Here is a 19605-nt window from a genome sequence, read left to right as displayed (position 1 = left end):
TGCTAATTTAATAACTGCTTTATTATCCATTCTTACTTTTGATAAACTATTATATCCAATATCGCATTTCGATTATTTCTACATTTTTCAACATAAATCCAAGTCTAATTTCTAAAACCAATATCATGAAAAAGTATTCTGTCGTCATCCTTTGCGGAATAGCCATTTCACTTGCAATTTCCTGCAAAAAAGAACAGGGGAATATAGACGGCAACCAACCGGGGCCGCAACCAATTGCACCTGCTGCTTTTAATTTCTCTACTACCAAAAACATAACAATTGACGTTAAGCTATTAACCAACGATAATAAGCCAATATCAGGCGTATTGGTTAATGTTTACTCATCACTTAATAATCAGCAAAACAAAGCTTTATTGTCTGTATTGAGCGGCAGCGATGGCAGTATTAAGACAACCATCAGCATTCCGGCTTATGTAGACACGCTGTATATTGACCCTGCCTATATAGGTCTTTTGCGCAATGCTAAGGCTGTTATCACCGGTAATAGTATTACCGGCGTTATTGGCGGCAACACTGGCTTTAGCGGTGATATAACAGAGAACACTAATCAGAAAACTGCGTCTGCCGATGATGGTACAACCGGCAAAAACGTAACAGGCAGGGGTACTGCTACTACCAAATACGTTTCGGTTCCATTCGACCGCAATGGCCGGCCTACTAATTTAGTAAGTCCGTCGGATGTTGTTTCTTCCACGCTGCTTTCCTTTATCAATACTTCCCTGCCCGAAGGTAAGCCGGTGCCGAATTATCATCCTGACTTTTTGAGCAACAGTGCAGTAAATGACATCAATATTGTAAAGAAAGCGGATGTGTGGGTTACGTTTGTAAGCGAAGGTGCAGGTTACTACAATACACTTGGCTACTACACCTATCCTACCAATAATCCTCCTGCTACCCAGGCAGATATTGATTCTATTCATATCATTCTGCCGAATGCCTCACTTAACGGTGCAGGTGGTGGTATGCTTACAGGCGATAAGGTATATTTAGGTCGTTTTAACCCCGGTGTATCCGTTGGCTTTGTATTGTTGCAGGATGCCTGGAATGCTACAAACAGGAAAATAAACACCAATGCCGACAGGTTTTTTACACATGATTATTTGAATACTACCGAAACTAACTCAACCAAGGCAAGACACGCCGTATTGTTGTATGATGATGTAAACCATTTGTTTCTTACCGGCTTTGAAGATTTGACCCGCACGGGTGGGGGCAGTGATGAGGACTTTAATGATTTGGTGTTCTATACTACTTCCACTTTTGTAGAGGCCATTTCAAAAGAGAATGTAAACCCTATTGATAAGCCAGCCGATACAGATGGGGATGGTGTAACGGATGTGTACGATAAATTCCCTGCTGATCCTGCCCGTGCTTACATTCAGTACTACCCTGCGGAAAGCGTTTGGGGCACTCTTTCCTTTGAAGACCGGTGGCCTTCTACCGGCGATTACGACCTGAATGATTTGGTGGTGGGTTATCGCTATAGATACATCAATAATGCGCAGAATAAAACAGTAGAAATGTATGGTGATTATACCATCCGCGCCATTGGAGCAACCTTTATCAATGGTTTTGGTGTGCAGCTTCCGGTTGCAGCTAATAAAGTAAGTGCGGTAAGTGGTCAGCAACTGATTGCCAATTACATTTCCACCAATGCGAATGGTACCGAAGCAGGACAAACCAATGCAGTAATCATTCCTTTTGATGATACCCGTGCACTGTATCCTTCCGGTGGCTTTATGAATGTAACAAATGAGTCGGTTTACCTCACGGCAGATACTGCACACGTGTATGTAAAGTTCACAGCAGCACTATCTTCTGTTGAACTACCGGCGGATGTGTATAATCCATTCCTTATAAGTAATAGAAACCGGGGCAACGAAATACACTTACCGGGCAGCAAACCTACCGATAAAGCCAATAAGAATCTTTTTGGTACCGAACAGGATAACACCGATGCAACGACCAACAGTTACTATAAAAGTGCCAGCAATTGGCCTTGGGCAATGAACTTTATTGAAGACTTCGATTATCCTGAAGAGACCGCTAATGTTGCCAATGCTTATTTAAACTTTCTTTCATGGGCGCAATCCGGTGGTGTACAATATACTGACTGGTATAGGGATATTGGCGGCTATCGTAATAATCTCTTAATTTTTAAAAAGAAATAATATCTACTTTATAATAAAACAACTGCTTGCAATAAAGCAGTTGTTTTATTATGAACAGTGGTAAACAAGTCATTAAATTCAAGTTATCATAATCCAAGCCTTTATTTTCTGCCGATGGATGCCTTAATCATAACTGGTTATTAGCATTCATTAGCGGCGCTCTTCCACATTCGGGACAAATTGTGTAGCGTTGTTCATCGGATCAATCAGGCTTAAATGTGGCGATGCACTTACCTTGATACTTTCATGTATAATGCCTGATGTAAATAGATTTAAATTTATATCCCTTTTAAAGTAAAGCAAGTATAGCAAAATAATGAGTTGACGATAAAGTGTCTGATATTCAGGAGAAAATACAGCCAAACTACTGCCATTATATCTTAAAGCTAACGTTAATATTCAACCTTCAATTAATTACATTTTAACCGCCTTATCTGGTACAACAAGTAACTTTGAGATTCAATAATTCCAATATCATATATCCAATATTAATCAATATAAACTGAGACTTATTTGGTGCTGGTATATCAAATCTCAATTACATTCTAATATTCCGCTTTCTTTAAAATCAATATTATGAAGAAGTATTATGTAGCACTCCTGTGTGGAGCGGCCATTTCACTTGCAATTTCCTGCAAAAAGGAATCAGGAAATATAAATGGCAATCAGCCAGAGGCGCAACCAATTGCACCCAGCGGCTTTAACTTTTCTACTACTAAAAGTATAACAATTAACGTAAAATTGCTTACCAACGACAACCAGCCGCTGAGTGGCGTGTTGGTAAATATATATTCGTCCTCTGCAAACAAAGACGGCAAATCACTATAGTCGGTATTAAGTGGTAGTGACGGCTCGGTTAAAGCTACGGTAAGCATACCGGCTTATGTAGATACCCTGTTTATAGATCCTGCCTATGTGGGTCTCATACGCAATGCTAAAGCTGTAATTAACGGCAGCAGCGTTATAGGTACTATTGGTGGTGATGCGGGCTTTAGCGGTGATATTGTAGCCAACAACGAACAGGAAGAAGCACCAGCTATAGATGCTACTACGGGCAGAAGCATAACTGGCAGAGGCACTACAACAAAATATGACTACATGGGATTATACGATCTTAGTGGACGTCCGCTGTATCTTACACTCATCTCAGATGTAATTTCATCCAGCTTGCTTTCCTTTATCAATACTTCGCTGCCGGAAGCAAAGCCAGTACCTACCTACCATCCTGATTATCTAAATGCAGGTGCAGTAAATGACATCAATATTGTAAAGAAAGCAGATGTGTGGGTTACGTTTGTAAGTGAAGGTGCAGGTTACTACAATACGCTTGGCTACTACACCTATCCTACCAACGATCCTCCTGCCACACAAGCAGACATTGACTCCATTCATATTATGCTGCCGAATGCATCTCTTTCCGGCTCAGGTGGTGCTATGCGTTCAGGTGATAAGGTATATTTAGGTCGTTTTAACCCCGGTGTATCTGTTGGCTTTGTATTGCTTCAAAATGCCTGGAGTCCAATTTCCAGAGCGGTAAATACAAGTGCCCCCAAATTCTTCACACATGATGAGCTGAATACCACCGAAACCAGCACATCAATGAAAAGGCATGCCGTATTGTTGTATGATAATGTAAACAAATTATTTCTTACCGGCTTTGAAGATCAGACACGCTCTACAGGCAGCAGTGATAATGATTTCAATGACTTAATTTTTTATACTAGTTCCAATCCTGTAGAGGCAATTTCAAGAGAAAGTGTAAATCCTATTGATAAACCAACAGATACAGATGCAGATGGTGTAACGGATGTGTACGATAAATTCCCTGCTGATCCTGCCCGCGCTTATATTCAGTACTACCCTGCAGAAAGCATTTGGGGCACTCTTTCCTTCGAAGACCTGTGGCCTTCCACTGGTGACTACGACCTGAATGATATGGTAGTAGGCTATCGCTATAAATACATTAAAAATGCGCTAAACAATACGGTTGAAATGTATGGCGATTATACCATCCGTGCAATTGGAGCTACCTTTATCAATGGCTTTGGCGTGCAGCTACCTGTTGCATCCAGCAAAGTAAAGACAGTAACCGGGCAAAAACTGATAGCTAATTACATCTCCACCAATGCGAATGGTACCGAAGCAGGACAAACCAATGCAGTAATCATTCCTTTTGATGATACCCGTGCACTGTATCCTTCTGGTGGCTTCACCAATGTTGTAGATGGTACAACGTATATGTATGGCGATACTGCCCATGTATATATTGGGTTCACAACACCACTCACCAGTACGGAATTAGCTGCGGGTACGTATAACCCTTTTCTTATCAGTAATCAACGCCGTGGCTACGAAGTGCATTTAGCAGGACTTAAACCTACGGATAAAGCTGATAAAACATTGCTTGGTACCATGCAGGACAACTCCAGCACTGCCAGCAATAAATATTATTTAAGTGCGCAAAACTGGCCCTGGGCTTTAAGTTTTGTTGAAGGCTTTGATTACCCCGCAGAAACAAACAATGTTTCAGAAGGCTATTTAAACTTCCTTACCTGGGCACAAAGCGGTGGTACGCAAAAGGCAGACTGGTACAAGGATATTGCTGGTTATCGCAACAACAATTATATCTTTCATAAATAAAGCTAATCATTAGCTTTATTTATGTCTGTTAAGCAGCTTCCAAACAGGAAGCTGCTTTTTTATTTACAGAGGTGATGGGATAATTTCACTTTGATAAGACTACAGTAAATAACCGTGCTACTATATTTTGCGGGTAAATGGAGATGCTACGAGCCTGCGCCGTGATGAAGTTTGATTATTGCTATGCGCTCTAATTACCATAGATGCGAGCATACCTTGAGTGTAATAAACAAAGTACAAATTCGCTCCATGATACGCAGGTGTAAAGGGAGCCTGTCCTGTAAAGTCCAGAATTCTTTCTTTATCAGGAGGCAGGTATGTAAATCTACATCTTACCCCTTAGGACTGATGGATATGATACTAATAACATACTATAACCATTTTATTGCCTTTGCCGATTAGAAAACCTGCCCGGATTATAGCGGTAAATCAATAATAAAATTAGCTAAACTCCGGTGAGGTGATAGAATTAGCTGAATGATACTGGATTCAGGTTTTGAATAGAATAAAAACCAGTGACAGGCTTTTAACGCAAGCATTTACCTTGACTAAAACCTGTAATTATTTACTTCAGTTTTCATGCCCGAAGGTCTGGATTACTGTCAGTCAATGCTGTACAACTTACTATGTATGCTGCCAGCTAAATATATCTTGCATAAGCAAATCCCTATTATGGCAGGTAGAGTGTCCGTAACAGCTCGCTGTAAAACAGCACCTCTACTTCTGATAGATGAGAATTATTTAGCTGATAATCTACCTAAAGCAATAACCATCCATATAAAATAAAACAGCCGGCACATAATGTACCGGCTGTTTTTATTTTCATTAAAAAACTTATCTCAATCTCATTACATAATTACCCGATACCGGCACTACAAACACCGGTGTTTCAGTAGCAGTAATGGTAAGTTGCCCATTCACCGTATTCACTGTTTGCGTTGCCATCATATCACCAGTGGGTGTAGGCGTATAAATGGTGGCTGCAATGGCATCGCCAAGATCAATGGTACAAGTTCCGGTTCTGCCTTTTTCATCACCAATCATTACCGCATACATGCTGTAACCATTCCATTCATAACGATCAACAATCGGGTCGTTGTTTAGCGTTTCTTTATAGGTATATTCTCCAAAAGTTTTGAGTGTTTGGTAAACAAAATTACCACTTGGCTTGCGGGTCCTGTCCTGGTACAATAAACCACAGGTAGCAAACTGACCGGTACCGCCGGGATTATTATCCGTCAATTCATAAAAAAATACTTTTTGAATACCTCTTCGTGCATACATCAGCGAGGTGCGTAAAGTCCAGTCGGCTTTGGTAAGGGCAGCCGTTTTATCACCAATCGGTATAGCTTTATAGGGGCTGGCGGTATCGTCGTAGCCAGTTTCGGTAATCCACACCGGCATATCTGCCGCAAACTGGTGTGCTGCAAGCAAAAAGCTGTAAGCAGTGCTATCGCCATTGCCCACTTCGGGCGCTACACCACGTGTAGGGTAGCCGTTTTGAGAGGTTCGCGTATCGTTGCTGATAAAATGATAATTAATAACATCCCAACAGAAATTTACGCTGCCATCCGGCTTGTAACCACGAAACTCTTTACACCAATCTATCATTCCCTTTAAGAAATCGGGTGTAGCCAATGCCACGCCACTCATTACCACCTGCATGGAAGAGTCGGCATTTTTTACGCCAACAGCAGGCCCCATGGTGTTTTTATTACCGTCGTAAAAAGTCGATAAATTAGCGGCATATTCACGGCCAGTCTGATAAGCTTTACGCCCCTTCCACCATTTATCACGCTCATTATCGCACTCTATATATTTTACATAATTCAGTCCTACCCTTTTCTTATTGATCTGGTCGCCGGTCCAGCGTTGCGACGCATCAACACTTACCAGCGAAGTATCTACATTGGGGTTGTTGCCATAGCGCGCCGCATACTGAAAAGCTACCTTTGCTTGCTCTATATAAGAGTTGGGGTCAGAGAAATCTTTGCCATAACGCACCGGCACGTTCTCCGCATCGCGCTGATTATCTGGATATGTATTCAACATCCAGTTAGGCAGCGTTTTCAGGTCGGCAAGTACTTCTATACCATTTGCTTTACAGGTAGCATAAATCGTATCGTAGTTCCAGCCGCCACTATGCACGGGGTTAAAAGTATATTTGCCTTCTACAGACTCCAGCTTTTCCCAATCCATATAATGTCGCAGCCCTGCAAAGCCTTTCATGGCATTTACCTTTGTATTATCCAGTTGCCCCGTTACACCATTAATAAAATCCCATTCAAAAGCGTTCACGCCAAAAAAGTTTTTCAACGGCACCTGCTTGGTAATAACGGGTGTTACAGGTGGCGGTGTGTAACTGCCATACAGTTCCATTTCGGCAGGATATTGATACCATGCATTCAGCACGATATAGCGAACGTTTGGTATCACAGAATCTACAGCAAACAAATTTTGTTCGTTGTGCGGACCAACCCACACGTTGTATTGTGCACCGGTAAATTTGGCAATTTCAATCCTTTTCCAGTCGGAGGTAATTACAGAAATGGTTACCGGGTAGTCGCTCATGGTGCTTTGCCAGTCGAAAAAGCGGATGCTGTCAATTACCATTTGTTCGCCATCAAGCAAAGGATAGTATGCATCAAAATTATTGAACATTTTGCCAAAGCCGGTGTTGGCATTAGCATATAAGTTACCATCAAATAAATCATCTAATCCGCGGGAACAGTTATTGAGCTGATACCAGCGGTGTGGGTCAATTGGTATTTTGTTGGGTAATGGCTGAGCAAAAGAAACAGCCGACGCACATAATAGAAGCAAACTGATAAAAAGTTTTTGCATGATATTGGAAGATTACAAATTTTCGTATTATACAACAAATATAAGACAGCCTTTAAGTGCTACCTTGGTATGTCATATCATTTAATGTAATTTAAATGCACACTCAGCATTTGCCAAGTATGTATCATTGCATTAACAGGCATCGCCTGTTAAAAATTAATACAGAACTATGAAAAGAATAAGGTTAAGTGTATTAGACCAGTCGCCGGTACGCCGCGGAAGCAATGCATACGAGGCATTGCAGGAGAGCGTGCAGTTGGTGCGCCTTGCCGATGAGTTGGGCTATACGCGTTATTGGTTAAGCGAACATCACAATACCACCATGCTGGCAGGCTCAGCACCCGAAGTATTGATAGCCAGACTGGCTAATGAATCAAAACATATCCGGCTGGGCTCCGGCGGCATTATGCTGCCCAATCACAGCACTTTAAAAGTTGCAGAAAATTTTAGATTACTCGAAGCCCTTTATCCGCAACGCATAGATTTAGGTGTTGGTCGTGCGCCCGGTGGCGATCGTATTACTTCGCAGCTACTCAATCCTTCCAATACGTTCGACCCGCAGGAATACATAAGACAGGTAGCCGACCTGCAGGCGTTCCTTACAGATACGCCCACCGAAGGTACCATGAACGGCAAAGTGCGGGCCATCCCCATAACCAGTACTGCACCCGATTTGTGGATGCTTACCTCCAGTGGCGAGAGCGCTTACCTGGCTGCTTACTTTGGCATGGCGCTTTGCTTTGCACAGTTTATTAATCCTGTTGGTGCGGCAGAAGCAATTCAACAATACAAACAACGTTTTAAACCGTCCGGCATATTAGCAGCACCGCAAACCTGCGTAGCTATTTTTGCTTTTTGTGCCGAAAGTGAGCAAAAAGTAAAAGAAGTGCAGGCCATGATGGACTTTCGTTTTCTAAGTTTTGAAAAAGGACAGTACGATCTGCAGTTTTCGTATAACGATATAAAAGATTATGAATATTCGCCTGCAGAATGGCAGCGCGTATTGCACAACCGCGGTCGTGTAATAACAGGTACGCCGGATATGGTAAAAGAAAAGCTGACAGCATTGGCAACAGCATGTGATACAGATGAAATAATGATAGCCACATTTACAGAGCATTTTGAGGACCGGCTGCAATCGTACCGGCTGCTGGCCGATTTGTTTGAACTAAAGAAGGAGAACGAAGAAACCTCGGTTGCGGTATAATGTTTAATAGGAAAAATTTATTAAACCACCAAGGCGTAAAGGGTTACAACCAGATGTATTCGAAACATAACTGCTTTATTTGAAAGTAAAGCAGTTATCGTCATTGCGAGCGGTAGCGAAGCAATCTGTGCTTGGCCTCAAATCATTATCGATAGCTTATTTTGATTGTACGATAATCTACAGATTGCTTCGCTACCGCTCGCAATGACGAAAAGCCTGTTACTGTTTATTTAAAATCTCTAATTCATTTTAAGGTATTCTTCATTCAGTACACAAGGTTCATCGCCCACTATGTAAATACGTAAGTAATTCCTTTTTTATATGAGTAAAATATACAAGCTCCATCGCGTACAGCTTTTACATACCTCCATGGATATAGCATGGCGCTTCTTCAGCAATCCGGGAAACCTGCAACAAATCACGCCGCCATTTATGAAGTTTAAAGTTACAGATACGTACGGCGATACAATGTATGCAGGTCAACTGATTGAGTATCGCGTGCGACCTCTGTTGGGTATTTCGTTGTACTGGATGACAGAGATAACGCATGTAAAAGACAAAGCTTATTTTGTAGATGAGCAGCGTTTTGGCCCATACAGTTTCTGGCATCACCAACACCATTTTAGAGAAGTAGAAAATGGTGTTGAAATGACGGATTTATTACACTACAAAATACCTTATTACTTTTTAGGCGATGTTGCCAATCGCTTTTTGGTGCAGAAAAAAGTAGCACAAATATTCGACTACCGCGCACAGAAAATAAAGGAAATGTACGGCTGATATTTTCACCGCGGCGGACGGGAGAAGATAGAGGTTTCGAAGTGTAAACAACGCTCTGCGTAAACTCTATTAACTCCAGCTCTCCCCGGTGAAAAATAAAAATAATTACCCTATATCACCAAAACACATGTATTTGATGGTCATGTATTCTTCTATACCGTAGCGGCTGCCTTCCCTTCCATAGCCGCTTTGTTTTACACCGCCAAAAGGTGCTTCGGTATAAGAGATTATTCCTTCATTAATGCCTACTATTCCATACTGTAGCTGCTCGGCTATGCGCCATGCGCGGCTTACATTTTCTGTAAAAAAATAAGCTGCCAATCCATACTCAGTTGCGTTTGATAGCGCAATAGCTTCCTCGTCGGTTTTAAATACATATATAGCGGAAACAGGTCCAAAAATTTCTGCATTACTCAACCGCATATTGGCATTGCAATGTGTAATAATGGTGGGCTCATAAAACAAATCACCTGCATTACTTTTTTTACCGCCAAGCACTACTTCCGCACCTTTACTTATGGCATCATCCATCAAGGTTTCTACCTTTTGTACTGCCGCTTCGTTTATTAGTGGACCTATCTCCACATCAGCATGTACGCCATTGCCCACCTGCAGATTTTTTACCGCTTTTTTATATGCATTCATAAAGTTTTCATAGATGTTTTCCTGCACCAGAATTCTGTTGGCACATACACACGTTTGCCCTGCATTGCGGTACTTGCTGGCAATCGTTCCTTTTACAGCCACATCCACTTTCGCATCGTCAAAAACAATAACCGGTGCATTACCACCCAGTTCCAGCGATAATTTTTTAACTGTTGATGCCGATTGCTTCATCAATATCCTTCCCACTTCTGTAGAGCCGGTGAATGATACTTTCGCAATTGCCGGATGCGTGGTTAACACCTGTCCTATTTCGGCAGCCTGCATAGTAGGTAGTACATTGAACACACCAGCAGGGAAGCCTGCATCCATTGCCAGCTTTGCCAGTGCCAAGGCACATAATGGTGTATCTTCTGCCGGTTTTAAAACCACGGCACAACCGGCCGCAAACGCCGGTGCTACTTTGCGCGTTATCATAGCAACAGGAAAGTTCCAGGGTGTAATAGCCGCCACTACGCCGATTGGTTGTTTGATAGTGATGAGCCGCTTATCCTGCACCGGCGATGGAATGGTTTCGCCATACGTGCGGCGACCTTCTTCGGCAAACCATTCTACAAACGAAGCGCCGTACATTACCTCGCCTTTTGCTTCGGATAAAGGTTTGCCCTGCTCGGTAGTAAGCAGTAAAGCAAGGTCGTTTGCATTATCAAGGATTAATTCGTACCATTTTTTTAAAATGGCGCCGCGTGTTTTTGCAGGTGTGCTGCTCCATGTTTTAAATACTTCCACAGCAGCGGCAATGGCCTGTTCTGTTTCCTTTACGGTAGCGTTGGCAACGTCAGCGACTTTGCTGCCATCGGCAGGGTTATACACAGCAAATGTGCCGTTATCTTCCGCAGGCAGCCATTGATTATTGATGAAAATATCTTTTTGTAGTAAAGTGGTGTTGGTTAGCTGCATTTTTATTCAATTTTATTTGTTGCAAAGCTACAGCCCTGCAAACCGGAATAATATTACTTCCGTAGTATGAAGTTACGGCTGTTTCATGCAGAAGGATACAATAGCTTGTATTTCACTGCCTTTATAATTATTAGTAATAGCAATACAGCCATTATTAAAGGGCAAACAATTTAAAGAAATATGGATGTTTTTAGTGTAAAAAAGAAAATATATAGCAAACAAAAAAGAAGAAAATTAATTCACAAAGGCAAAATCATTCATTACATAACCAGCAGGTTTCTTAAATATTTACCCCAAACACAACCTCCTTTATTATTACATTTGCTCGCTTTTATTTAAAAAAAACAAGCAATCAACCGTTATGCATTTATCTTCTATCCTGCAGCGCTTCAACGAGCCGGAAACGCTCAAAATGGCCAAACTTGGCCGCGAGCTGCGCGCACAGGGCATTGATGTGATTGACCTGAGCCTTGGCGAACCTGACTTTGATACTCCACAACATATTAAAGATGCGGCTATCAAAGCGATTGAGGACAACTGGAGCCATTACACGCCGGTAGCCGGCTATCTCGACCTCCGTGAGGCCGTATGCTTTAAATTTAAACGCGACAACAATCTTGATTATAAACCGGAAAACATTGTAGTTTCTACCGGTGCCAAACAAAGTCTTGCTAATGCTATTCTTGCACTGACGGATGATGGGGATGAAGTAATCATTCCAACACCTTACTGGGTTACGTATAGTGAACTGGTAAAGATTGCACGCGGCAAAGTAGTGGAACTGCATACTACTACCGAAAGTGGTTTTAAAATTACGCCACAGCAACTGGAAGATACGATTACCGATAAAACAAGAGTATTCCTGTTTTCGTCACCTTGCAACCCAAGTGGTGCAGTGTACAGCAAGGAAGAGCTGGAAGGTTTGGCAGAGGTGTTCCGCAAACATCCGGATGTTACTATTCTGAGTGATGAGATTTATGAGTATATCAACTTTGTAGGCAAGCACGAAAGCATTGCGCAGTTTGAAGATTTGAAAGACCGTGTAGTAGTGATAAATGGCTTAAGTAAAGGTTTTGCTATGACCGGCTGGCGTATTGGTTATATTGCAGCTAATGCGCAAATTGCAAAAGCCTGCGAAAAGATTCAGGGACAAATGACCAGCGGTACCAACTCCATTGCACAAAAAGCTGCTGTGGTAGCACTCACCACTGATCTTCGCCCTTCGATGGAAATGGTGGAAGAATTTACGCGCCGCCGCCAGCGCGTGCTGGAATTAGTAAAGGAAATACCCGGCATTAAATGCTTTGAGCCCGAAGGTGCATTTTATATTTTCCCCGATGTGTCTTCTTATTACGGCAAAAGTTATGGCACTACTACCATTAATAATTCAGCAGATTTTAGCATGTTTTTACTCAATACCGCGCACGTATCTTCGGTGATGGGCGATGCCTTTGGCGAGCCGGACTGTGTACGTTTTTCATTTGCCAACAGCATGCAAAACATTGAGAGAGCATGGGCAAGAATAAAAGAGGCGTTGAGTAAATTAAAGTAAGATAAGATAGGTTGGGAAGACAAAAACAAGATAAAAAATACAAGCTGCAAGCAATCAGCAGTGACATTTTAATTCATAATCTGAAGTCCGCTTTTGAATAAAATCTACAAAAAGCTTCGGTTTACTAAAAGTAAACCGAAGCTTTTAATTTTTAGTACAGTTTCATCTAATACGCTCATAGCCTTGCAGCTTGAATCTTGCTACTTGTCGCTTATCTTCGCTTTCGCTCATGCAAGGCACCAAATTAGAAATGTTCGAAAACCGTTTGCTCAAAGTGTATAAGCACCGCAGCAAACAGGCGCAACGGCAGCACGTTACCTGCTATCGCGTGTACGACCACGACTTGCCCGAGTTTCCCTTTAGTATTGAGTTGTATGGCGATAAAGTATATGTAGCAGAATACCTGCGCCGGCATGGCATGGACGAAGAGGAGCATGAGTTTTGGTTAAATGATTGTTTGGACGTAATCAGTAAAGTGCTTTCGGTTAGTGTTGAACACATCTACGTTCGTCAGCGCCGCCGTATGAACCACCGCAGTCAGCAGCAATATGAGAAAACAGGCGTACAAAAGGAATTTTTTGCGGTAGAAGAAAGTGATTTGAAATTCCTGGTTAATCTAACTGATTATGTAGATACCGGCTTGTTTCCCGACCATCGCATTACACGGCAATTGGTGCGTGAGCATGCTGCCTGCAAACGCGTGCTTAATTTATTTTGTTATACCGGTTCTTTCTCGGTGTATGCTGCGGCAGGCGGCGCAGCAAGTGTTACTTCGGTTGATCTTTCCAAAACGTATTTAGGTTGGGCAGAAGATAATTTTGCACTGAATCATTTTACTCAAAAAGATAAATATCATTTTGTACATGCCGATGTAAAGCAGTATCTGAAGACATTAAGGGAGAACAGTTTTGATTTGGTGATCATGGATCCGCCCACCTTCAGCAACAGCAAGCGCATGAATGATTTTTTAGATATTCAAAGGGACCATGTTGAACTACTGAATGATGTATTGGCGGCTACTACAGCAGCAGGCATTGTTTACTTCAGCACCAACTTTACAAAGTTTGTGTTAGATGCGGAAAAGATAAAAGCATCCAGCATCAAAGATATTACCAAAGCCACTACTCCATTCGACTTTGAAGGTAAGCTGAAACGCTGGTGTTTTAGGATAACGAAATGATTTTGTGAATAGTGAATTGTCAATGGTGAATGTATGAGTTTGTGAGAAATAAAAAGTAAGTATAAGTTGTACTTTTAAAACTTTTCGTGAACCCTTAAACATTCACCCCTTCACCCGCTCACTATTTTTTGCAATAAAATCTCCCCAGCCTTTGAAGTCTTTGGTAGCTGCTGCCAATGGTGAAGATGTTTGATAATAATGGCATAGTGCGACTGCAAGCGCATCGGTAGCATCAAAATAAGTGGGCTGTACCTCTATTTTCAACAAATGCTGCAGCATCTTCCAAACCTGTTCTTTACCCGCATTACCATTGCCGGTAACAGATTGTTTTACTTTGCGTGGCGAATATTCTGTAACAGAAATACCTGCCTGCATGGCAGCAGCAATGGCAACGCCCTGCGCACGACCGAGTTTGAGCATACTTTGTACATTCTTACCAAAAAAGGGCGCTTCAATGGCAAAAGTGGTTGGTTTATGCGCAGCAATCAGCTCCGAAACTTTGTTGTGAATTAATTGCAGGCGCAGGTACACATCTTTATGGGCACTCAGTTTTAGCGCGTCCATTGTTACCAGCATTGGCTTGCCATTGTATATAGCAACCACTGCAAAACCCATGAGCAACGTGCCAGGGTCAATAGCCAATATCACTTCTGTAGGTTTCATTTGCGCCGATGAAAGTAATAAAATGAAAACACAACAATACAGTAAATTATTTTTGGTGTACGTTTGAAAAATTTTTTGTTGCTGAACAAACGATACAAAATATTAATCAATTATATCGCCGGGCCACTTTTATTCCTGCTTCTTGCGTGGTCTATTTACACAAAACTCAAAGATCAATATACTTTTTCCCAAATAAAAGAAATTGTTGGCAATGCCTTCAGCAACAATCATCAACATCTAATCATTTATGTGCTCTTACTCATGTGCGCCAACTGGAGTATTGAAGCTTTTAAATGGAAAATACTGATGCAGCGCGTTCAGCCGGTTTCCTTTTTCAGGGCTTGCAAGGCAGTGCTCTCCGGCTTGTCTTTTTCTTTATTTATTCCAAACGGTGTGGGCGATTACATTGGCCGCACGTTGTATATGCGCGAAGGCAACAGGCTGCGCTCAGTACCTTTAAATGTTATTGGCAGCATCAGCCAATTGATTGTAACACTCACTACAGGCGTTATTGGCTTGTTTTACCTGAAAGCAAATATTTTGCATATCGAGGGTTTAAATATTTATTGGCTAAATGGTTTGCTGTATGCTGTTATCGCTGCGCTGATTGTATTCCTCTTGCTGTTCTTTAAAATTTCGTGGTTTACGGTCTGGTTCGAGAAAATACCATTTATACAGCGGCATCGCATCTTTGTGCAAAGCCTCGAACAGTTTGACATACAACAATTAACACACATTTTAATGCTTTCTGTTTTACGTTATGCAGTATTTATCATCCAATACTTTATCGTTTTTCGTTTATTTAACGTAAATATTCCAATAATACAGGCAGCGTTTGCCGTTAGTGTACTATTCTTATTGTTGGCAGTTGTGCCGGCAGTACCCAGTATTGCCGAGCTGGGTGTACGTAGCGAAGTGAGCCGGCAATTATTTGGTTTATTCAGTGCCAATGCAGCTGGTATAGTTTTTTCAGCAGCTTTTATCTGGATTATAAATTTAATAATTCCGGCATTGGCAGGCACTATTTTTATAACAGGCATTAAATTATTCAAGAAACAATAACGCGTGAAGAAATTTGTATTCATTTTACTACTTACTACGTTTACTTTCGGCAAGCTTTCGGCAGGCGACGACTTTTGCGGTGTGCGCAATACCGCTTTTAAGGCAGGTGAAAACATTACGTTTACGGTGTTTTACTCCGTAGCAGGCATTTATGTAAATGCCGGTACTGCCAATTTCATCACCTCAATAGAAAGATTGAACAACAAACCGGTGTATCATGTAGTAGGAACGGGCACCAGCAACAGCAGCTACGATTGGATATTTAAAGTACGCGACCGATATGAAACCTACTTTGATACCTCTACGTTGCAACCTGTTAAGTTTATCCGCAAAGTGGACGAGGGGGGCTATACTAAATATGAGAATGTTACCTTCAATCAAAAGACCAACACGGCAATTTCTGCCAAGGGTGTCTTTAATGTGCCTAACTGTGTACAGGATGTTTTAAGCTCTATTTACTATGCCCGCAACATCAATTTTGAAGGAATGAAAGTGGGCGATAAAATTCCGTTTAATCTTTTCCTCGACAATCAGGTATATAATATTTACATCCGTTATCTGGGCAAAGAAACGGTGCGGACTAAATATGGTAAATTTCGCACTATAAAATTTAAACCGCTGCTGGTGCAGGGTACTATTTTTACCGGTGGTGAAAAAATGACCGTTTGGGTGAGTGATGATGCCAACCATATTCCATTGCGCATTGAAAGCCCTATTAATGTTGGCAGCGTAAAAGTAGATGCGATGCAATGGCGCAATCTGCGCTATCCGCTTACTTCACTGATTAGCTGGAGGTGATTTTTGTTATAGAATTTATTGCAAAGCCCGTTATATTTAACATGTAACGGGCTTTAATATTTTTGTACCTGATAATTTTACACCTGCAATACGCCCGTTTTAAACTCCTCTATTTTAGGATTATTATTCGCTGCCGCAACGCCTTCCGAAATCACCAATCTGGTTTGTGCCGGATCAATAATATCATCTACCCACAATCTTGCAGCCGCATAGTATGGCGTGGTTTGTTTTTCATAGCGGCTTTTTATTTCATTCAATAAATGCTGCTCTTCTTCGGGGCTTACTTCTTTGCCCTTGCTCTTCATAGAAGCTACCTGAATTTGCAACAGCGTTTTGGCTGCCTGTTCACCGCCCATTACTGCTATTTTTGCCGAAGGCCAGGCGTAAATAAAACGTGGATCGTACGCTTTACCACACATGGCATAATTACCTGCACCGAACGAATTGCCGGTGACAATAGTAATTTTTGGAACTACCGAATTGGCAACTGCATTTACCAGCTTAGCACCATCTTTTATAATGCCCGCCTGCTCGCTGCGGCTGCCTACCATAAAACCGGTTACATCCTGCAAAAAAATAAGTGGTATTTTTTTTTGATTACAATTCATAATAAAGCGGGCTGCTTTATCCGAACTGTCATTGTAAATAACGCCCCCCATTTGCATCTCCCCTTTTTGTGCTTTTACAATGAGACGTTGATTGGCAACAATGCCCACAGCCCAGCCATCAACGCGCGCATAGCCGCATACGATGGTTTTGCCATAATCTTCTTTAAACTGTTCAAAGCTGTCTGCATCCACAATATGTTCTATTAATTCCACCACATCGTAGGGCTTTGCATTGTTTTGTTGCATAATGCTGTAGATGCCCTGTGTGTCTTTCGCAGGCGCTTTCGGTGCAATACGGTTAAATCCGGCAGTATTGGGCAACGCAATTTTACTCACGAGACTTTTGATGTAATCCAGACATTCGTGTTCCGTATCAAACTTATAATCGGCTGTACCGCTGATGGCAGTTTGTGTAGTAGCGCCACCCAAGGTTTCATTATCTACCTCCTCCCCAATAGCAGCTTTTACCAGATATGGACCAGCCAGAAAAATGCTGGCACCTTCTACCATCAATACTTCATCACTCATAATGGGGAGGTAAGCGCCGCCTGCCACACAAGAGCCCATTACTGCCGCTATTTGCGTGATACCCATTGCACTCATTCTGGCATTGTTGCGAAAGATGCGTCCAAAATGTTCTTTATCGGGAAAGATTTCGTCTTGCATGGGCAAAAAAACACCGGCACTATCTACGAGATAAATAATGGGCAAATTATTTTCCATGGCAATTTCCTGCATACGCAGGTTTTTCTTGCCTGTAATGGGAAACCAGGCACCAGCTTTTACGGTTTGATCATTGGCAACAATCACACATTGTCTGCCGCTGATATAACCAAGTCCGGCAACTGTGCCACCCGCGGGACAACCACCATATTCTTCGTACATATCATAGCCGGCAAAAATTCCTATTTCTATAAATGGTTTGTCTGTATCGCACAGATAAGCAATGCGCTCACGAGGAGTAAGCTTGTTTTTCTCTTTTTGTTTTTCGTTTGCTTTTTTGCCGCCACCCTGTTTTATTTTTTCGGTGCGTTGTTTTATTTCACTCATCAAAAGCTGCATCCAGTCTCCGTTGCGGTTGCATTTTATATCCATACTTACAATTGCTAGTTTAGCAAAGATAAGAGGGAGTGGTGAGTTGTGAATGGTTTTTTGAACTGCGCAGGCGCAAAGTATCCTAACTGGGATTTGGGAAGATTATTGTGATAAATAAGATGGAAGTAAATATAAGTGCCTTGCTTAAGACCATTCAAAGTAAAAAGTTCCGAACGCCTTTGCACTCCGGGCTTAACCTTTTCTCAAAAGTAAAAGCGCCATACTACCTTGCAGTATAATACTTTTACTTTTAGTCTGATACATTTATACCAACACCGCTTTACGCCTGGATGTTGATAAAGCGGGTTGTGCAACTTGTTTTTTCTTTTTGCGGCCACGCCAGATAAGAAAGCCGGTAACAGGAAGACTCGCAACAATAAAGCTGGCAAAAAAAGCCAGTATTTTAGTAGGCAACCCACCAATAGCACCTACGTGAATATCGTAATTCATGCGGGCAATTTTATCGGCAGCAGAAGCAGCTTTGTACCTGCCTGCATAAGGCCCGGTGGCAGGCAATTCCTTTAATGTATATTGATCGAAATGGAAAGCATCCAGCTTGTAATAAGTGCCGGGACGGTAATTGATAAAAAATTCAATCGGGGCTGTTTTGGTAGTTGCAAAATAAATAGAGGCACCAGCCCCATCCGGCACTTGTGCATACATCTGCTGCCATATTTTATCAGCAGCATTGTAAGCAATGGTACCCGCTTTTGTGGTATCAGAAACCGGATCGGCATGTACTGGCAACGTTTTGCCGCCGGAGGTAGCCCAATATACCGACTTGGCCACCCATTGGAAACCCATAACCAAACCACTGATGGCAATAAAAATGATTATCCATGTAATATAAAATCCTAATACATTGTGTAAATCGTAATTAACACGGCGCCAACGGGCATTTAATTTCACTTTAAAACGTTGCTTGCGGGCGGCTTTGTTTTTCGGCCACCACAAAATAATCCCCGATATCAACATTACTACAAAGATGAGTGTTGCCGAAGCCACAATTGGCTGGCCGATGGCTGGAGGTAGCCACAGGTAATAATGCCCCATTGTAATAACACGGAAAAAGTCATGGTTCATGTTTTTTACCTTCAGCACTTGCCCGGTGTAAGGATTGAGTAATACGATGAAATATTCTGTTGCATCCCAATAATAAGCAATTGCACTTTTGTCTTTACCGGGATATTCAATCGTTAATACCTTTTTGCCATCCAGGTGCTTTTCCGCTTCAGCTTTTAATACAGATGGCAATAAAAACTGCTTTTGCTGTGGTGCAACCGTAAGCGGCTCGGTGAGTTTGGTGATCTCTTTTTCAAACACCAGCATACAACCTGTAATACCTAAGAAAACAACCAAAAGCCCGGATGAGAGTCCGAGCCAGAGGTGTATTTTGCCAATCAGTTTTTTAAACCTCATTC

Annotated in this window: 14 protein-coding genes; 9 read left to right on the top strand and 5 right to left on the bottom strand. The window is 41.9% G+C overall.

Going from position 1 to position 19605, the window contains the following annotated elements; genetic code table 11:
* The first annotated feature begins 125 nt into the window (after positions 1–125).
* From FC093_RS20660 to FC093_RS20650, 3 genes are all read left to right on the top strand, one after another.
* Positions 126–2192 (top strand): LruC domain-containing protein, encoded by a 2067-nt coding sequence (locus FC093_RS20660; RefSeq protein WP_137263714.1) that lies wholly within the window; start codon positions 126–128, stop codon positions 2190–2192.
* 576 nt (positions 2193–2768) lie between these two features.
* Complete coding sequence (locus FC093_RS20655; RefSeq protein WP_137263713.1) at positions 2769–3020, top strand: hypothetical protein; 252 nt, start codon at positions 2769–2771, stop codon at positions 3018–3020.
* An 87-nt stretch (positions 3021–3107) separates the two neighbouring features.
* A complete protein-coding gene (locus FC093_RS20650) occupies positions 3108–4832 on the top strand; it encodes an LruC domain-containing protein (RefSeq protein ID WP_137263712.1) in 1725 nt (574 codons plus the stop codon).
* Between the two features lie 834 nt (positions 4833–5666).
* Here the strand turns inward: FC093_RS20650 and FC093_RS20645 are convergent.
* Entirely contained in the window at positions 5667–7676 is a 2010-nt protein-coding gene (locus FC093_RS20645) for a hypothetical protein (protein WP_137263711.1), read from the bottom strand.
* Positions 7677–7845: 169 nt separating this feature from the next.
* On the opposite strand from FC093_RS20645, the gene FC093_RS20640 reads away from it, so the two are divergent.
* Positions 7846–8883 (top strand): LLM class flavin-dependent oxidoreductase, encoded by a 1038-nt coding sequence (locus tag FC093_RS20640; protein WP_137263710.1) that lies wholly within the window; start codon positions 7846–7848, stop codon positions 8881–8883.
* A 321-nt stretch (positions 8884–9204) separates the two neighbouring features.
* On the top strand, positions 9205–9663 hold the full coding sequence (locus tag FC093_RS20635; protein ID WP_137263709.1) for an SRPBCC family protein: 459 nt from the start codon (positions 9205–9207) through the stop codon (positions 9661–9663).
* Between the two features lie 105 nt (positions 9664–9768).
* Here FC093_RS20635 and FC093_RS20630 read toward each other — a convergent pair whose 3' ends face one another.
* Entirely contained in the window at positions 9769–11226 is a 1458-nt protein-coding gene (locus FC093_RS20630; RefSeq protein ID WP_137263708.1) for an NAD-dependent succinate-semialdehyde dehydrogenase, read from the bottom strand.
* Between the two features lie 361 nt (positions 11227–11587).
* Between FC093_RS20630 and FC093_RS20625 the strand changes: the two genes are divergently transcribed.
* Both FC093_RS20625 and FC093_RS20620 read left to right on the top strand, forming a co-directional pair.
* Positions 11588–12778 carry a pyridoxal phosphate-dependent aminotransferase gene (locus FC093_RS20625; RefSeq protein ID WP_137263707.1) on the top strand — a complete coding sequence of 397 codons (1191 nt, stop codon included), beginning with the start codon at positions 11588–11590 and terminating at the stop codon, positions 12776–12778.
* A 190-nt stretch (positions 12779–12968) separates the two neighbouring features.
* The gene (locus tag FC093_RS20620; protein WP_240743393.1) at positions 12969–13958 is read left to right on the top strand and encodes a class I SAM-dependent methyltransferase; all 990 of its coding nucleotides are present in this window, start codon (positions 12969–12971) and stop codon (positions 13956–13958) included.
* 102 nt (positions 13959–14060) lie between these two features.
* Here FC093_RS20620 and ruvC read toward each other — a convergent pair whose 3' ends face one another.
* Positions 14061–14621, bottom strand: a complete 561-nt coding sequence (gene ruvC / locus FC093_RS20615) for a crossover junction endodeoxyribonuclease RuvC (RefSeq protein WP_137263706.1) — start codon at positions 14619–14621, stop codon at positions 14061–14063.
* A gap of 63 nt (positions 14622–14684) precedes the next feature.
* Here ruvC and FC093_RS20610 point away from each other — a divergent pair, with 63 nt between their 5' ends.
* The gene (locus FC093_RS20610; RefSeq protein WP_170971173.1) at positions 14685–15683 is read left to right on the top strand and encodes a lysylphosphatidylglycerol synthase transmembrane domain-containing protein; all 999 of its coding nucleotides are present in this window, start codon (positions 14685–14687) and stop codon (positions 15681–15683) included.
* A gap of 3 nt (positions 15684–15686) precedes the next feature.
* Positions 15687–16481: a DUF3108 domain-containing protein gene (locus FC093_RS20605; RefSeq protein ID WP_137263704.1), complete on the top strand. Its 795-nt coding sequence runs from the start codon at positions 15687–15689 to the stop codon at positions 16479–16481.
* Between the two features lie 77 nt (positions 16482–16558).
* Here the strand turns inward: FC093_RS20605 and FC093_RS20600 are convergent, their stop codons facing one another.
* Positions 16559–18184 (bottom strand): acyl-CoA carboxylase subunit beta, encoded by a 1626-nt coding sequence (locus tag FC093_RS20600; protein ID WP_137263703.1) that lies wholly within the window; start codon positions 18182–18184, stop codon positions 16559–16561.
* Between the two features lie 264 nt (positions 18185–18448).
* On the bottom strand, positions 18449–19603 hold the full coding sequence (locus FC093_RS20595) for a PepSY-associated TM helix domain-containing protein (RefSeq protein WP_137263702.1): 1155 nt from the start codon (positions 19601–19603) through the stop codon (positions 18449–18451).
* Positions 19604–19605 lie beyond the last annotated feature (2 nt).

The sequence above is a fragment of the Ilyomonas limi genome (assembly GCF_005233845.1).
Lineage (GTDB): Bacteria > Bacteroidota > Bacteroidia > Chitinophagales > Chitinophagaceae > Ilyomonas > Ilyomonas limi.
This window is presented reverse-complemented; position numbering and strand designations above follow the sequence as displayed.